The sequence below is a fragment of the Microbacterium sp. JZ37 genome (assembly GCF_035188445.1).
Lineage (GTDB): Bacteria > Actinomycetota > Actinomycetes > Actinomycetales > Microbacteriaceae > Microbacterium > Microbacterium barkeri.
Genome location: NZ_CP045253.1, coordinates 954,679 through 971,121 on the forward strand (window position 1 = coordinate 954,679; position 16,443 = coordinate 971,121).

A 16,443-nucleotide genomic window follows, 5' to 3' on the forward strand; every position below is an offset into this window, starting at 1 on the left:
GAACGGGCCGGCCCCTCGGGGCCGGCCCGTTCTGCGTCCCGGCCCGATCGCAAGAACGCCACCGTCTTCGGGGCGCCGAAAACGCAAGTTCCGATGTTCTTTCGACGGCGGATGGTCAGGTTCGCCGAAAAGCCGGGAATAGGATTGACGCGTGAGTGAAACCGTCGATGTCGTGCTGATCGGCGGCGGGATCATGTCCGCCACACTCGGCACGCTCCTCAAGGAACTGCAGCCCGACTGGAAGATCGTCGCCTTCGAGCGCGACGGGGAGGTCGCGCAGGAGAGCTCGAACGCGTGGAACAACGCGGGAACCGGGCACTCCGCCCTGTGCGAGCTCAACTACATGCCCGACCCGTCGAACCCGGCGAAGGCGATCGGCATCAACGAGCAGTTCCAGCAGAGCCGCGAGCTGTGGGCATCCCTCGTCGCGAGGGGCATCCTCGACGCGCCGTCGACGTTCATCAGCACGACGCCGCACATGACGTTCGTCACGGGGGAGAAGGACGTCTCCTACCTCCGCGCGCGCTACGAGACGCTCAAGGACCAGCCGCTCTTCGAGGGCATCGAGTACTCCGAGGACTCGCGCGTCATCCACTCCTGGGCGCCGCTGCTCATGGAGAAGCGCCGCAAGACCGACGAGCCCTTCGCCGCGACGCGCGTGCCGGCCGGCACCGACGTCGACTTCGGCGCGCTCACCCGCCAGCTCTTCGACCACCTCCGCGCGAACGACGCCGAGGTGCTGCTGAACCACGAGGTCAACGGCCTCAAGAAGCAGAAGGACGGCACCTGGCTCGTCAGCTACCGCAACCGGGTCGGCAAGACGCCCGGCCAGGTGCGGGCGCGCTTCGTCTTCGTCGGCGCGGGCGGATGGGCCATCAAGCTCCTGCAGAAGGCGCGCATCCCCGAGATCAAGGGCTACGGCGTCTTCCCGATCGGCGGCCAGTTCCTCAAGACGACCGACCCGAAGCTCGTCGCGAAGCACGGCGCGAAGGTGTACTCGCAGGCGGCCGTGGGCGCCCCGCCCATGTCGGTCCCGCACCTCGACGCCCGCCGCGTCGACGGCGAGGGGTCGCTCATGTTCGGTCCGTTCGCGACGTTCAGCCCGAAGTTCCTCAAGAAGGGGTCGTGGCTCGACATCGTCTCGCAGGTGCGCCTGCACAACATCGGCTCGATGCTCAAGGTCGGAGCCACGAACCTCGACCTCGTGAAGTACCTCGTGACCGAGCTCCTCAAGAGCCGTGCCAAGAAGATCGAGGCCCTGCGCGTCTTCGTGCCCACAGCCGACGGCGCGGACTGGGAGCTCATCCAGGCCGGTCAGCGCGCCCAGGTCATGAAGGGCGGCAAGCTCCAGTTCGGCACCGAGGTGGTCTCGGCGGCGGATGGCTCGATCGCGGGTCTGCTCGGAGCATCCCCGGGCGCGTCGACGGGCGCGACGATCATGCTCGACGTGCTGTCGTCGTGCTTCCCCGATCGGATCGAGGGATGGAAGCCCGCGCTGCGCGAGCTCATCCCCACCTACGGAGAGACGCTGAACGGAGACGCCGCGAAGGCGCGCGCCGAGATGCGACGCACCGCGGAGGCGCTTCACATCGCGGAGGAGCAGCGCGTCGACGCGTGACGCGCGCTCCTTCTCAGACCCCAAGCTTCTCGCGCAGGGCCGCGACGTGCCCATCCGGGTCGACGCGGTACTCGGCGATCTCGATGCGGTTCTCCTCATCGAGCACGAACGTCGAGCGCAGCACGCCCGTGAGGGTGCGGCCGTCGATCTGCTTCTCACCCCACGCGCCGTAGCTCTTCGCGACGGCGTGATCCGGGTCGGAGAGGAGCGGGAAGTCCAGGCGGTCCTCCTCGGCGAAGCGGGCGAGCGTCTCGACGTCGTCCTTCGAGATGCCGACGACCCGGTAGCCGGCGCCGCTGAGCGACGCGAGGTTGTCTCGGAAGTCGCACGCCTCGGTCGTGCAGCCGGGAGTGAAGGCCGCGGGGTAGAAGTAGAGGATGGTGCGTCCGCCCGCGAAGTCGGACAGGCGCACCGTCTCGCCCTTCGCGTCGCTCAGGGCGAAGTCGGGCGCGTCGGCGCCGGGAGCGAGCTGTGCGACGGTCTCTTCGGCCACGATGCCTCCGTAGTTTCACAATATGGAATAAAGCTTCTGTAGCTCGGAATTTATTATAGTCCAGCCCGGCGGGGCGGCGCAATGGCCGATCAGCCGCGCCCGTCGAACGGCATGCCGGTCGCGGTCACCACGATCTCGTGGACCGCGACCTCGTGCGGCAGGTCGGCGACGTCTGCGATGAGGCGCGCGGCGTGCGCGACGTCGAACGTCGGCTCGACGCGGCGCGTGCCGTCGGGCTGCAGCGCGCCGTCGCCCGCGTCGATGTCGTGCAGGAGCTCGGTGGCGGCGTTGCCGATGTCGATCTGGGTCGCGGTGATGCCGTAGGAGCGCCCGTCGAGCGCGACCGAGCGCGTGAGCCCCGTCACCGCGTGCTTCGTGATCGTGTAGGCGGCCGATCGCGGGCGCGGACGGTGGGCCGACACCGAGCCGTTGTTGATGATCCGGCCGCCCTGCGGGGTCTGCGCGCGCATGCGGCGGAAGGCCTCGCGTGCGCAGAGCACCGCGCCCGTGACGTTGACGTCGAGCACCTGCTGCCAGTCGTCGTCCGAGAGCTCGTCGATCCGCGCCTGGGGTCCGAATGCGCCCGCGTTGTTGAAGAGCAGGTCGACGCGACCGGCGTGCTCCTGCGCGGCATCGAACGCGCGGACGACGTCATCCGGTCGCGTCACGTCGGCGGGGACCCACGCGGCGGCCGGCCCGCCCGCCTCCGCGATCTCAGCGGCCGTCCGCTCGAGCGTCTCGCGCGTGCGCCCGATGAGGGTGAGCGACCAGCCGCGGCGCGCGAGCTCGAGGGCGGTCGCCCGCCCGATGCCCGTCCCGGCGCCGGTGATGAGCGCGCTGCGGATGGCGCGGGTCTGCGTCGACATGGTGTCTCCTTCTTCTGCACGACGGTGCGCACGGTAGCTTCTCACGGAGGTCGGCTTGACTCTCCCGAAACGGGGTGCTTCACTAATTACACACAACGGAAGAACAGTTCCGGAATGTGGAATGAAGGAAGGTAAGCAATGACGCTTGCAGCGTTCAACCAGCTGACGCCGACGGAGGCGGATGCGCTCATCCGGCCCGCCGCCGACATCGACCGCTGGGTGGAGGCCGTCGTGTCCGCTCGTCCGTACTCCAACGTGGAGGAGGTGCTGTCGGCCGCCCGCGAGCGGGCGCTCGACTGGACGGACGAGGACATCGACGCGGCGCTGGCGCATCACCCGCGCATCGGGGACCGTCCGAGCGGCAGCTCGACGGAAGCCGGCATGTCGCGAGGAGAGCAGGCCGGCGTCGATGCGGGCGATGCGGCACTGGCCGCAGAGCTCCACGCGGGCAACCGCGCCTACGAGGAGCGATTCGGGCGAGTCTTCCTCATCCGGGCGGCGGGCCGCAGCGGTCGAGAGATCCTCGACGAGCTGAACCGCCGTCTCGACAACACCGACGAGGACGAGATCCGCGAAGTCGCCGAACAGCTTCGCGAGATCGCACTCCTCCGACTGGAAGGGATCCTCCGCGCATGAGCCACGTCACCACGCACATCCTCGACGCGTCGATCGGCCGTCCGGCCGCCGACGTCGCGGTGGCACTGGAGGACGCGGACGGCGCGGTCGTCGCATCCGCCCGCACCGACGCGGACGGCCGTGTGAAGGACCTCGGTCCCGAGGCGCTCGAACCTGGGCACTACCGGCTCCGCTTCGAGGTCGCCGCGTACTTCGCGCGCACCGGCACGGATTCCTTCTACCCCGTCGTCACGATCGACTTCACGGTCGGCGACGCCGAGCAGCACTATCACGTACCGCTACTCATCAGCCCGTTCGCATATTCAACCTACAGGGGTAGCTGATCATGACCATCGCTGACACCACCGTCGAGACCTCGTCCCAGACCAAGGTCGTGCTGGGCGACAGCCAGTACGGCAAGGCAGAGGTCCACGTCGTCCGCGTCACGCGCGACACCGACCGCCACGAGATCGAGGACCTCACGGTCGTCTCGCAGCTCCACGGCGACTTCGACTCGTGCTACTACGAGGGCGACAACTCGCACGTCGTGCCGACCGACACGCAGAAGAACACGGTGTTCGGCTTCGCCCGGGAGGGCATCGGGTCGCCCGAGGACTTCCTCATCCGCCTCGGCCGCCACTTCACGAGCGAGTTCGAGTGGGTCACGGGCGGCCGCTGGGGCGCGCGTCAGGCGACGTGGTCGCGCATCCCGGTCGCGGGCGAGGGCCACGACCACTCGTTCTTCCGCGGCGGCACAGGCGCCGAGACCCGCACCGCGGTCGTGAAGATCGTCGGCGACCAGACGCACGTGGTCGCCGGTCTCGAGGACCTCGCCGTGCTCAAGACGACGCAGTCGGGATTCGTCGGCTACCCGGTCGACCGCTACACGACGCTCCCCGAGACGACCGACCGCATCCTCGCGACGAACGTCACCGCGCGCTGGCTGTACAACCGCACCGACATCGACTTCAACGAGGTCTTCGCGTCGGTCCGGACGATCATGCTCGAGGCGTTCACGAACCACTACTCGCGTGCGCTCCAGGAGACGCAGTACATCATGGGCCGCGCCGTGCTCGAGGCGCACCCCGAGATCGACGAGATCAAGTTCTCCATGCCGAACCTCCACCACTTCGTCGTGGACCTCGAGCCGTTCGGCCAGGACAACCCCAACGAGGTGTTCTACGCCGCCCACAGCCCGTACGGCCTCATCGAGGGCACGCTGCGGCGCGAGGGCCTCGGCGATACCGCGGCCATCTGGCAGGGCATCCCCGCCTACGTCTGATGCCGTGACGGCCCCTGCGCCGTCTCGACAGCCCGTCGCGGTCGGGTCGTCGCTCTCGACGACCCGACCGCGGACGGGCGTGCCCGCGCACGCTCGCGCGGGCACTGCGCGATCACGCGCGAACCTGGGCGGCGCCGAGCGCCGCCGTGCCGACAAGGAGGTCAGCAATGAGCAAGAAGAACCGCCGGGCGCTGCCCGGATCACTGGATGTCGCCGGATCGCCCGAGGACGAGCGCCTGCCCGTCGGCAGGTCGTTCATGTACGGACTGCAGCATGTCCTGACGATGTACGGCGGGATCATCGCCCCGCCGATCATCCTCGGCGGTGCGGCCGGCGTCACCGACGCGGAGAAGGGCCTCCTCATCGCGTCGTGCCTCTTCATCGGAGGCCTCGCGACCATCCTGCAGAGCGTGGGGATCCCGTTCTTCGGATCGAAGCTCCCGCTCGTGCAGGGCACGTCGTTCGCGGCCGTCGCGACGATGCTCGCGATCGTGAACGGGGGAGGAGGGCTGCCCGCGGTCTTCGGCGCCGTGCTCGCCGCGTCGCTGATCGGCTTCGTCATCACGCCGTTCTTCGCGATGATCCTCCGCTTCTTCCCGCCCGTCGTCACGGGCGTCGTCATCACCGCGATCGGCCTCTCGCTCATCCCGGTCGCCGGCAACTGGATCATGGGCGGCAACGCGGCCGCCGACGACTACGGCTCGATGGCCAACGTCGGGCTCGCCGGGCTCACGCTCCTCATCATCGTCGTGCTCTCCAAGCTCGGCAGCGCCACGATCTCGCGTCTGTCGATCCTGCTCGCGCTCATCATCGGCACGGTCATCGCGATCCCGCTCGGGATGGCCGACTTCTCGTCGGTCCTCGACGGCCCGGTCTTCGCCATCCCCACCCCGCTCGCCTTCGGCGCACCGGTCTTCGACCCCGCCGCGATCGTGTCGATGCTCGTCGTCGTGCTCGTGATCCTCACCGAGACGACCGCCGACATCCTCGCGGTCGGCGAGATCACGGGGGCGCGCGTCGACTCGCGCCGCATCGCCAACGGCCTGCGCGCCGACATGGCGGCCAGTGCCGTGTCGCCGCTGCTCAACTCGTTCACGCAGAGCGCGTTCGCGCAGAACGTGGGCCTCGTCGCCATCACGGGCGTGAAGAGCCGCTTCGTCGTCACCGCGGGCGGCGTCATCCTCGTCATCCTCGGCGTCCTGCCCATCCTCGGGCGCGTCGCCGCGGCCATCCCGATGCCGGTTCTCGGCGGCGCGGGCATCGTCCTGTTCGGCACGGTCGCGGCCTCGGGCATCCGCACGCTGTCGAAGGTCGACTACCGCAACAACATGAACCTCATCATCGTCGCGGCGTCGCTCGCCTTCGGGATGCTGCCGGTCGTCAAGACCGACATCTACCACCAGTTCCCCGACTGGTTCGAGGTCATCTTCCACTCGGGCATCTCGTCCGCCGCGATCATGGCCGTCCTGCTCAACCTCATCTTCAACGAGCTCACCCTCGGCAACGTGCGCAAGAACGCCTCGGTCTTCGTCGCGTCGCCTCCGCGCATGGTCCGCGAGGACGAGCTCGAGGCGCTCGAGGACGGCGACACGTTCGTCGGCGGCAAGCTCATCGCCGCGGACGGCAACGAGGTCCCGATCGTTCGGGTGAACGCGGCCGGCAACCAGACCACCTCCATCCACATCAGCTCCGTCGACCGCGTCGCGCCCGACACCCCTGCTCAGGGCTCGCGCACCATCCGGAAGGGCTTCCGCCGATGACAGCACCCCTCGAACCCGCGCTCCTCGACCGGAAGGTCGACGACGTCGATCCCGCCGAGACCGCGGAGTGGCTCGAATCGATCGACGGCCTCGTGGCCGCGGGCGGCCGCGAGCGCGCGCACCGCATGATCGAGGCGCTCGCCGCCCGCGTCGGCGCGGACCGCGCGCGCGCCGAGCTGACGACCGACTACGTCAACACGATCCCGGCCTCGCAGGATGCGCCGTACCCGGGCGACGAGCAGGCCGAGCGACGCTACCGCGCATGGATCCGCTGGAACGCGGCGGTCATGGTGCATCGTGCGCAGCACCCGTCGACCGGGGGCGTGGGCGGCCACATCGCGACCTACGCGGGCGCCGCCACGCTCTACGAGGTCGGCTTCAACCACTTCTTCCGCGGCAAGGACCATCCGGGCGGCGGCGACCAGGTGTACTTCCAGGGGCACGCGTCTCCCGGCATGTACGCGCGGTCGTTCGTGGAGGGGCGCCTCGACGAGGCCGACCTCGACGGCTTCCGCCAGGAGCGCTCGCGCGAGGGGCACGGTCTGCCGTCGTACCCGCACCCGCGGCTCAAGCCGGCCTACTGGGAGTTCCCGACGGTCTCGATGGGCATCGGGCCGATGAACGCCATCTACCAGGCGCAGGCGAACCGATACCTGCACGCGCGCGGCATCAAGGACACATCCGACCAGCACGTGTGGGCGTTCCTCGGCGACGGCGAGATGGATGAGCCGGAGTCGCGCGGGCTGCTGCAGCTCGCGGCGAACGACGGGCTCGACAACCTCACGTTCGTGATCAACTGCAACCTGCAGCGTCTGGACGGACCCGTCCGCGGCAACACGAAGGTCATGCAGGAGCTCGAGGCGTTCTTCCGCGGCGCGGGGTGGAACGTCATCAAGGTCGTCTGGGGCCGCGAGTGGGATGCGCTGTTCGAGCGCGACGTCGACGGCGCGCTCGTCGACCTCATGAACCGCACACCGGATGGCGACTTCCAGACCTTCAAGGCGGAGTCGGGCGCGTTCGTCCGCGAGCACTTCTTCGGGCGCGACCCGCGCACGCTCGCGCTCGTGTCGGACTACTCCGACGAGGACATCTGGAACCTCCGGCGCGGCGGGCACGACTACGTCAAGGTGCACTCGGCCTACAAGGCCGCGATGGAGCACCGCGGTCAGCCCACGGTCGTGCTCGTGAAGACGGTCAAGGGATACACGCTCGGCCCGAGCTTCGAGGGCCGGATGGCCTCGCACCAGATGAAGAAGCTCGCCCTCCAGGATCTCAAGGACTTCCGCGACCTGCTCCGGATCCCGATCCCCGACGCGCAGCTCGAGGAGGACCCGTACCGGCCGCCGTACTTCCGCCCTGAGCCGGGCGCGCCCGAGCTCGAGTACATGCTCGAGCGCCGTCGCGCGCTGGGCGGCCCGGTGCCCGAGCGCCGTGCGACGCACACCGCGATCGAGCTCCCGGCCGACGCGGTGTACGCCTCGGCGAAGAAGGGGTCGGGAGCCCAGCAGGCGGCGACGACGATGGCGTTCGCGCGCATCCTCCGCGACATCCTGCGCGACAAGAAGGTCGGGCACCGGATCGTGCCGATCATCCCGGATGAGGCGCGCACGTTCGGCATGGACGCGTACTTCCCGACCTCGAAGATCTACAACCCGCGCGGGCAGAACTACATGTCGGTCGACCGCGAGCTGCTCCTCGCCTACAAGGAGTCCGAGGCCGGTCAGATCCTCCACGTCGGCATCAACGAGGCCGGTGCCGTCGCGGCCTTCACGGCGGCGGGCACGTCGTACGCGACGCACGGCGAGCCGCTCATCCCCGTCTACGTCTTCTACTCGATGTTCGGGTTCCAGCGCACGGGCGACTCGTTCTGGGCCGCGGCCGACCAGATGGCGCGCGGCTTCGTGATCGGCGCGACCGCGGGGCGCACGACCCTCACGGGCGAGGGGCTGCAGCACGGCGACGGCCACTCGCCGCTGCTGGCATCGACGAACCCGGCGGTCGTCTCGTACGACCCGGCCTACGGGTACGAGCTCGCGCACATCGTGCGCGCGGGGTTCGAGCGCATGTACGGAGGGGTTCATCCCGACCCGAACGTCATGTACTACCTCACGGTCTACAACGAGCCGATCTCGCAGCCGGCCGAGCCGGAGGGCGTGGACGTCGACGGCATCCTCCGCGGCATGCACCGCGTGTCGCAGGCGGATGGCCAGGGCGTCCCCGCGCAGATCCTCGCGTCGGGCGTCGCGGTGCCGTGGGCGATCGAGGCCCAGCGGGTGCTCGCGGAGGAGTGGGGCGTCGCAGCCGACGTGTGGTCGGTCACGAGCTGGAACGAACTGCGCCGCGACGCGATCGACGCCGACAGCGCCATCCTGCACGCGGGCGAGCCGCGCGAGCCCTACGTGACCCGGCGCCTCCGCGAGGGGTCCGGCGGTCCGGTCGTCGCCGTCAGCGACTACATGCGGCAGGTGCAGGACCAGATCGCGCCCTACGTGCCCGGCCGCTGGCTCTCGCTCGGGACCGACGGCTTCGGGTTCTCCGACACCCGGGCCGCGGCGCGGCGGTTCTTCCGGGTCGACGTCGAGTCGATCGTCGTCCGCACGCTCGAGGCGCTCGCACTCGACGGCGCGGTCGACCCCGCGGCCGCGCGTCAGGCCGCAGAGCGCTACCGTCTGCAGGACGTGCGCGCCGGCCACACCGGAACGGCCGGCGGCGACGCGTAGTCGTCGGCACACGGAAGCGGGGTCGGGCGTCCAGGACGCCCGACCCCGCTTCCGTGTGCGTGGTTTCAGACCGTGCGGTTCATCTCCCGGCTGATGGCCTCCGCGGCCTCGAGGAGGAGCGGCACGGCGCGCTCGCCGAACGCCTCGTCGACCCGGGTCTGCGGGCCGGAGACCGAGACGGCCGTCGGCGTGGGGGCGTTCGGGATCGGCACGGCGTAGCAGCGCACGCCGATCTCCTGCTCGTTGTCATCGATCGAGTAGCCGCGCTCGCGGATGAGCGACAGGTGCGAGACGAGCTCCTCGGGGTCGCCGATGCTGTGCTCGGTCGCGCGGGGCATCCCGACCCGCGACACGATCGACCGCACGGTCGGCTCGTCGAGCTGCGACAGGATCGCCTTGCCCACGCCCGTGTCGTGCGTGTGTGCGCGTCGCCCGATCTCGGTGAACATCCGCACCGAGTGCGGCGACGGCACCTGCGCGACGTACAGGACCATGTCGCCGTCGAGCACCGCGAGGTTGGCGGTCTCCTGCAGCCGGCCGACGAGGTCGGCGAGGTACGGCTCCGCGATCTGGCCGAGCTGGCGGTTGGCGCCGTCGCCGAGGCGGATGAGGCGGGGCCCGAGCGCGTAGCGGCGGTTGGGCAGCTGGCGGACGTACCCGCGCCCCACGAGCGTGCGCAGGAGACGGTGGATGGTCGGCGGCGGCAGCTCCGTGCGGTTCGCGAGCTCCGACAGCGTCTGCGTGCCGCCCGCGTCCGCCATGAGGTCGAGCAGCTCGAAGGCGCGCTCGACGGACTGCACGCCGCCTGTGGTGCGTTCGGTCATGGGATCTCCTCCAGTTGCGGCCGGTCCGCACTTCGTTCTACAATCATTCCACAAGGCAGAAGCAAAACTCCACTTCGTGGAAAAACGGCTCTCGTCTCCGAGTCCGCACAATCGACGTGCGGGCCCCGCCGATCAAGGAGGATCCTATGGCCAACCCGAGCCCCGGGTATTCGATCACCGTCCGCGTCCAGGCGCCCTCGAGCTACCAGGTCACGAGCGAGCTCGCCGCCGCGGTCGGCGCCGCGGGAGCTCAGGTGACCGCGCTCGATGTCGTCGAGTCGCACGCCGACCGCATGGTCGTCGACGTGACCGCCAACACCTCGTCGCCCGATCACGCCGACCAGGTCGCCGACGCGATCCGCGCGATCGAGGGCGTCGCGGTCGAGCACGTGAGCGACCGCACGTTCCTCATCCACCTGGGCGGCAAGCTCGAGGTCGTGCCCAAGGTCGAGCTGCGCAACCGCGACGACCTGTCCCGCGCCTACACGCCGGGTGTCGCGCGCGTCTGCCTCGCCATCGCCGATGACGAGAAGCTCGCCCGCAACCTCACGGTCAAGCGCAACACGATCGCGGTCGTCACGGACGGATCGGCGGTGCTCGGCCTGGGCAACATCGGCCCCTCGGCCGCGCTGCCGGTCATGGAGGGCAAGGCGGCCCTGTTCAAGCAGTTCGCCGACGTCGACGCCTGGCCCGTGTGCATCGACACGCAGGACACCGACGAGATCGTCAAGATCGTCAAGGCGATCGCTCCCGTCTACGGCGGCGTGAACCTCGAGGACATCGCCGCTCCCCGGTGCTTCGAGATCGAGGCCCGTCTGCGCGAGGAGCTCGACATCCCCGTCTTCCACGACGACCAGCACGGCACGGCAATCGTCGTGCTCGCCGCGCTCAACAACGCGCTCCGCGTCGTCGACAAGCGCATCGAGGACATCGAGGTCGTCGTCTCGGGCGTCGGCGCCGCCGGCCACGCGATCATCCAGCTCCTCCTCGCCGCCGGCGTGCGCCGCATCGTGGCGGCCGGCCGCTCGGGCGTCATCTCGCGCGGCGAGGAGTACGCCGACGAGCACCGCCGGTGGATCGCGGAGAACACGAACCAGCAGGGCCTCACCGGCTCGCTCACCGAGGCGGTCGCCGGCGCCGACGTCTTCATCGGCGTCAGCGCGCCGGATGTGCTCACCGAGGAGGCCGTCGCGACGATGGCGCCGCGCTCGATCGTCTTCGCCCTCGCCAACCCGGACCCGGAGATCGATCCGGTCCTCGCCGGACGGCACGCGGCCGTGGTCGCCACGGGCCGCAGCGACTACCCGAACCAGATCAACAACGTGCTCGCGTTCCCCGGCGTGTTCCGCGGGCTGCTCGACGCGGGCGTCAACGACGTGACGACCGAGATGCTCGTCGCGGCGGCGGAGGCCATCAGCCGCAACGTCACCGACGAGGAGCTCAACGAGAGCTACATCATCCCCAGCGTGTTCGACCGCGACGTCGCGCGCGACGTGGCCGACGCCATCGTCGCCGTCGCCGAGCGCGACCGCGAGCGTGCACACGAGGCCGTCGCCGCCGCGGCGCACTAGGAGAGGAGCACCATCATGTCGATCCAGATCACCGATCCGGCGCCGGTCGCGCGCGCCGAGGAGATCCTCACCCCCGAGGCGCTCGCCTTCGTCAACGCGCTCCACGAGCGCTTCGCCGCGCGCGTGCCGCAGCTGCTCGACCGCCGCCGCGAGCGACGCGACGAGATCGCCCGCACGCACACCCTCGGCTTCCTGCCGGAGACCGCCGACGTGCGCGCCGGCGACTGGCGCGTGCCCGAGCCGCCCGCCGCCATCCGCGACCGCCGCGTCGAGATCACGGGCCCCGCGAGCCCCGCGAAGATGGCGATCAACGCCCTCAACTCGGGAGCCAAGGTGTGGCTCGCCGACCTCGAGGACGCGTCGGCCCCGACGTGGCACAACGTCGTCGACGCGCAGGTCAACCTGAAGGACGCCGCCCGCGGCTCGCTCTCCTACACCGCTCCGGACGGCCGCGCGTACGCGCTGCGGACGGACGCGCCGCTCGCGGTCGTCGTGGTCCGCCCCCGCGGATGGCACCTGCCGGAGCACAACGTGCGCTGGGACGGCGAGAGCGCGGTCGGCGCGCTCGTCGACTTCGGACTCCACTTCTTCCACAACGCCCGCACCCTCGCCGACGCGGGACAGGGGCCGTTCTACTACCTCCCGAAGATGGAGAGCCACCTCGAGGCGCGCCTGTGGAACGACGTCTTCACGTACGCCGAGGACGCCCTCGGGATCGAGCCCGGCACCATCCGCGCCACGGTGCTCATCGAGACGATCACGGCCGCGTTCGAGATGGACGAGATCCTCTACGAGCTGCGTCCGCACGCGTCGGGTCTCAACGCCGGGCGCTGGGACTACCTGTTCAGCATCATCAAGAACTTCCGCGACGCGGGGGAGGCGTTCACCCTGCCCGACCGCGCGCAGGTGCAGATGACGGCGCCCTTCATGCGCGCGTACACCGAGCTGCTCGTGCAGACGTGCCACAAGCGCGGCGCGTTCGCGATGGGCGGCATGGCCGCCTTCATCCCGAACCGCCGCGAGCCCGAGGTGACCGAGCAGGCCATCGCGAAGGTCCGCGCCGACAAGCTGCGCGAGGCGAACGACGGCTTCGACGGCTCGTGGGTCGCGCACCCCGACCTCGTGCCCGTGTGCCGCGAGGTGTTCGACGAGGTGCTCGGCGAGCGGCCGAACCAGATCGACCGCCAGCGCCCTGACGTGCGCATCGAGGGCCCCGAGCTCCTCGACGTCCGCTCGGCGGGCGGCACGGCGACGCTCGACGGCCTCCGTCTGAACCTCTACGTCGCCGTCGCGTACACGGCGGCCTGGCTCGGGGGCAACGGCGCGGTCGCGATCCACAACCTCATGGAGGACGCGGCGACCGCGGAGATCTCCCGCTCGCAGGTGTGGCAGCAGATCCGCAACGGCGTCACGCTCGACTCGGGCGAGACCGTCACGCGCGATCTCGTCGAGCGCATCCTGCACGAGGAGGTCGAGCGCCTGCGCGGCGAGGTGCCCGGCGACGACTTCGAGCGGCTCTACGTGCCGGCCTCGCGGCTCGTGCGCGACATCGTGCTCTCCGAGGAGTACGCCGACTTCCTGACCAACGGCGCCTACGACGAGGTCGTGGCACGATGACGGCCGCTCGCGCGGTTGAGGTGGCCGGATCGCTCGGCGAGTCGGACTACGCCGAGGCCGACGCCGCGCTCGCCGCGACCGACCGGCTGCTCGTCGAGAGCTATCCCGGCGACACGGGCGCGCGCCAGCCGATCCACACCGTCTACGTCCCCGGCCACCTCTACCGGCCCGGGCTCGCGGGGGAGTGGGGCGCCGCGGCGCTGGAGGCCGTCGAGGCAGCGGGCGGGCTCGGCGCTCTCGTGTCCGACCTCGTCGGAGACGCGGAGGCCGACGTCATCGTCGAGCGCGTCTCGGCGAAGCTGCGCACCGAGCCGATCGAGGATCTCCGGATCGACTTCGAGGACGGCTTCGGCGACCGCGGCGACGAGCAGGAGGACGCCGCCGTGGTCGCCGCGGCGGAGGCGCTCGCCGACGACGTCGCTGCCGGCACCGCGCCGCCGTTCGCGGGCATCCGCTTCAAGTGCTTCGAGGCCCCGACGCGGCGCCGCGGCATCCGCACGCTCGACCTGTTCCTGACGACCCTCGCGGCGCGCGGCGAGCTCCCCGAGGGGCTCGTCCTCACGCTGCCCAAGGTGACGACGGTCGACCAGGTGCGCACGATGGTCTCGCTCCTCGAGCGCATCGAGGAGCGCCTGGGGCTCGTCCCCGGCCGCCTCGGATTCGAGGTGCAGGTGGAGACCCCGCAGCTCATCCTCGCCGCCGACGGCACCGCGCCCGTCGCGACCCTGATCCACGCCGGCAAGGGGAGGATCACCGGCCTCCACTACGGCACGTACGACTACTCCGCATCGCTCGGGGTCTCCGCGGCGTACCAGTCGATGGAGCATCCGGCAGCGGATCACGCGAAGGCCGTGATGCAGGTCGCGGTGGCCGGCACGGGCGTCCGCCTCAGCGACGGCTCGACGAACGTCGTGCCGACGGGCGACCCCGAGCGCGTGCGCGACGCGTGGCGTCTGCACGCGCGGCTCGTCCGCCGCTCGCTCGAGCGCGCGTACTACCAGGGGTGGGATCTGCATCCCGCGCACCTGCCGAGCCGCTTCATCGCCAGCTACGCGTTCTTCCGCGACGGCCTGGGCGGCGTCGCCACGCGTCTGCGCGACTACGTCGAGCAGAACTCGGGCGGCTTCCTCGACGAGCCCGCGACCGCGCGAGCGCTCGCCGGATTCCTCGTCCGCGGCGTCCAGTCCGGAGCCGTCACTTCCGAAGAGCTGCGCGAGCGCGTGGGCATCGACGAGCAGGCGCTCGTCGCCCTGGCCCACCCCCGCCGCGCCTGAGAGGACCCCATGCCCATCACCACCCCCACCTACGACTACGCGACGATCGATCCCACGCTGCCGCCGCAGACCGACTCCCTCGGGTCGGCCGCGATCGTCACGGAGGCGTACACCGTCATCCCGCGCAGCGTCATGCGCGACATCGTCGCGAGCGTGCTGCCCGAATGGCGCGGCACCCGCGCCTGGATCCTCAACCGCCCCGTCGCATCGGGTGCGACGACCTTCGCGCAGCTCGTGCTCGAGGTCGAGCCCGGAGGAGGGTCCGACGGGCCCGAGCCCCAGGCCGAGGTCGAGGGCTTCGTCTTCGTCCTCACCGGGTCGGTGTCGGTCGAGATCGACGGCGAGCGCCACGAGCTCACGCCGGGCGGCTTCGCGTACATCCCCCCGGCCGCGCGCTGGTCGCTGCGCAACGACGGCGGCCAGACGGCCCAGTTCCACTGGTTCCGCAAGCGCTACGAGCGCGTCGAGGGACTCGAGCCCCGCGCGTTCGCGGGGAACGAGCAGCAGATCGAGCCGGCGCCGATGCCCGGCACCGACGGCGCCTGGCGCACGACGCGGCTGTTCGACGTCGAGGACCTCGCCTACGACTTCCACATCACGGTCGTGACGTTCGAGCCCGGTGCGAAGATCCCGTTCCTCGAGACGCACGTCATGGAGCACGGCATCTTCGTCCTCGAGGGCAACGCGGTCTACCGGCTCAACGACGACTGGGTCGAGCTGCAGCCGGGCGACTACTTCTCCCTGCGGGCGTTCTGCCCGCAGGCCTGCTACGCGGGCGGTCCCGGGGTGTTCCGGTACCTGCTCTACAAGGACGTGAACCGTCAGATCACCCTCTGACTCACGGCGCGATGGCCGGGGACCTCGTTGGGGCGGTTCCCGGCCATCGTTGTGTCCGGAGGTCGGCGAGTGCGGGTTGACGCGCGCCGGGACCATCCGGTAGATTTCACATATCAGAACTAATCTTCCGGATTATGAAACTAGAAAGGCCGGTCCGATGACGTACACGGTGAACTGCTCGATCCTCCTCACCGAGCTGCCGATCGCCGAGCGCCCTGCCGCCGCGAAGGCCGCGGGCTTCGACGCCGTCGAGTTCTGGTGGCCGTTCGCCGAGGCCGTGCCCGCGCAGGACGAGGTCGACGCCTTCGTCCGCGCGATCGAGGACGCCGGCGTGCAGCTCACGGGGCTCAACTTCTTCGCGGGCGACATGCCCGCCGGCGACCGCGGCCTCGTCTCGTGGCCCGCGCGCTCGCAGGAGTTCCGCGACAACCTCGACGTCGTGACCCGCATCGGCGAGCGTCTCGGCACGCGCGCCTTCAATGCGCTGTACGGCCTCCGCCAGGACGACGCGACGCCCGAGGAGCAGGACGCGCTCGGCGCCGAGAACCTCGCCGCCGCGGCGACCGCCGTCGCCCGCATCGGCGGCACGGTGCTGCTCGAGCCCGTCTCGGGCGCCGACCGCTACCCGCTGCGCACGGCGCAGGATGCGCTCGACGTGATCGCCCGCGTCCCGGCGAGCGCCGGCGAGGTGCGCCTGCTCGCCGACTTCTACCACCTCGCGGTCAACGGCGACGACGTCGCCGCGGTGATCGAGGCGCACGCGGCGCGCTTCGGCCACATCCAGATCGCCGACGCCCCCGGGCGCGGCGAGCCCGGCACGGGCGACCTGCCCCTGCAGCAGTGGATCGACCGCAGCCGCGAGCTCGGCTACGACGGCCCGATCGGGCTCGAGTACAAGGCCACGGGCGACGCCCCGTTCGCCTGGCTCGACGCCGCGGCCGCCCGCAGCTGACCGCTTCCCCCGCA

The 16,443-nt window shown here is 70.5% G+C and carries 14 protein-coding genes; 11 read left to right on the forward strand and 3 right to left on the reverse strand.

Going from position 1 to position 16,443, the window contains the following annotated elements:
• Window positions 1–151: 151 nt before the first annotated feature.
• Window positions 152–1,618: a malate dehydrogenase (quinone) gene (gene mqo / locus GC092_RS04265; RefSeq protein WP_324014197.1), complete on the forward strand. Its 1,467-nt coding sequence runs from the start codon at window positions 152–154 to the stop codon at window positions 1,616–1,618.
• A gap of 13 nt (window positions 1,619–1,631) precedes the next feature.
• On the opposite strand, the gene bcp is transcribed toward mqo, so the two are convergent.
• Window positions 1,632–2,111, reverse strand: coding sequence for a thioredoxin-dependent thiol peroxidase (gene bcp, locus GC092_RS04270; RefSeq protein ID WP_282979727.1), 480 nt, complete (start codon window positions 2,109–2,111; stop codon window positions 1,632–1,634).
• An 89-nt stretch (window positions 2,112–2,200) separates the two neighbouring features.
• Window positions 2,201–2,977, reverse strand: a complete 777-nt coding sequence (locus tag GC092_RS04275; protein ID WP_324014198.1) for an SDR family oxidoreductase — start codon at window positions 2,975–2,977, stop codon at window positions 2,201–2,203.
• A gap of 138 nt (window positions 2,978–3,115) precedes the next feature.
• Here GC092_RS04275 and uraD point away from each other — a divergent pair, with 138 nt between their 5' ends.
• The 5 genes from uraD to aceE all read left to right on the forward strand — a co-directional run bounded on the left by uraD (window position 3,116) and on the right by aceE (window position 9,354).
• Window positions 3,116–3,613 carry a 2-oxo-4-hydroxy-4-carboxy-5-ureidoimidazoline decarboxylase gene (uraD, locus tag GC092_RS04280; protein ID WP_324014199.1) on the forward strand — a complete coding sequence of 166 codons (498 nt, stop codon included), beginning with the start codon at window positions 3,116–3,118 and terminating at the stop codon, window positions 3,611–3,613.
• On the forward strand, window positions 3,610–3,936 hold the full coding sequence (gene uraH, locus GC092_RS04285; RefSeq protein WP_282979724.1) for a hydroxyisourate hydrolase: 327 nt from the start codon (window positions 3,610–3,612) through the stop codon (window positions 3,934–3,936). Before uraD ends, uraH begins: the two co-directional genes overlap by 4 nt.
• Before the next feature lie 2 nt (window positions 3,937–3,938).
• Entirely contained in the window at window positions 3,939–4,874 is a 936-nt protein-coding gene (gene pucL, locus GC092_RS04290) for a factor-independent urate hydroxylase (protein ID WP_282979723.1), read from the forward strand.
• Window positions 4,875–5,041: 167 nt separating this feature from the next.
• Window positions 5,042–6,634, forward strand: a complete 1,593-nt coding sequence (locus GC092_RS04295) for a nucleobase:cation symporter-2 family protein (RefSeq protein WP_271173943.1) — start codon at window positions 5,042–5,044, stop codon at window positions 6,632–6,634.
• Window positions 6,631–9,354, forward strand: a complete 2,724-nt coding sequence (gene aceE / locus GC092_RS04300; RefSeq protein ID WP_324014200.1) for a pyruvate dehydrogenase (acetyl-transferring), homodimeric type — start codon at window positions 6,631–6,633, stop codon at window positions 9,352–9,354. Before GC092_RS04295 ends, aceE begins: the two co-directional genes overlap by 4 nt.
• A gap of 65 nt (window positions 9,355–9,419) precedes the next feature.
• On the opposite strand, the gene GC092_RS04305 is transcribed toward aceE, so the two are convergent.
• Complete coding sequence (locus GC092_RS04305) at window positions 9,420–10,178, reverse strand: IclR family transcriptional regulator (protein WP_324014201.1); 759 nt, start codon at window positions 10,176–10,178, stop codon at window positions 9,420–9,422.
• Between the two features lie 146 nt (window positions 10,179–10,324).
• Here GC092_RS04305 and GC092_RS04310 point away from each other — a divergent pair, with 146 nt between their 5' ends.
• The 5 genes from GC092_RS04310 to GC092_RS04330 all read left to right on the forward strand — a co-directional run bounded on the left by GC092_RS04310 (window position 10,325) and on the right by GC092_RS04330 (window position 16,429).
• Complete coding sequence (locus GC092_RS04310; RefSeq protein WP_282979721.1) at window positions 10,325–11,749, forward strand: NAD-dependent malic enzyme; 1,425 nt, start codon at window positions 10,325–10,327, stop codon at window positions 11,747–11,749.
• A gap of 15 nt (window positions 11,750–11,764) precedes the next feature.
• Window positions 11,765–13,366 (forward strand): malate synthase A, encoded by a 1,602-nt coding sequence (gene aceB / locus GC092_RS04315; RefSeq protein WP_324014202.1) that lies wholly within the window; start codon window positions 11,765–11,767, stop codon window positions 13,364–13,366.
• Complete coding sequence (locus GC092_RS04320; RefSeq protein ID WP_324014203.1) at window positions 13,363–14,640, forward strand: DUF6986 family protein; 1,278 nt, start codon at window positions 13,363–13,365, stop codon at window positions 14,638–14,640. Before aceB ends, GC092_RS04320 begins: the two co-directional genes overlap by 4 nt.
• Before the next feature lie 9 nt (window positions 14,641–14,649).
• A complete protein-coding gene (locus GC092_RS04325) occupies window positions 14,650–15,477 on the forward strand; it encodes a bifunctional allantoicase/(S)-ureidoglycine aminohydrolase (RefSeq protein ID WP_271173937.1) in 828 nt (275 codons plus the stop codon).
• A gap of 157 nt (window positions 15,478–15,634) precedes the next feature.
• Complete coding sequence (locus GC092_RS04330; protein ID WP_282979717.1) at window positions 15,635–16,429, forward strand: hydroxypyruvate isomerase family protein; 795 nt, start codon at window positions 15,635–15,637, stop codon at window positions 16,427–16,429.
• The last annotated feature ends 14 nt before the right edge of the window (window positions 16,430–16,443 follow it).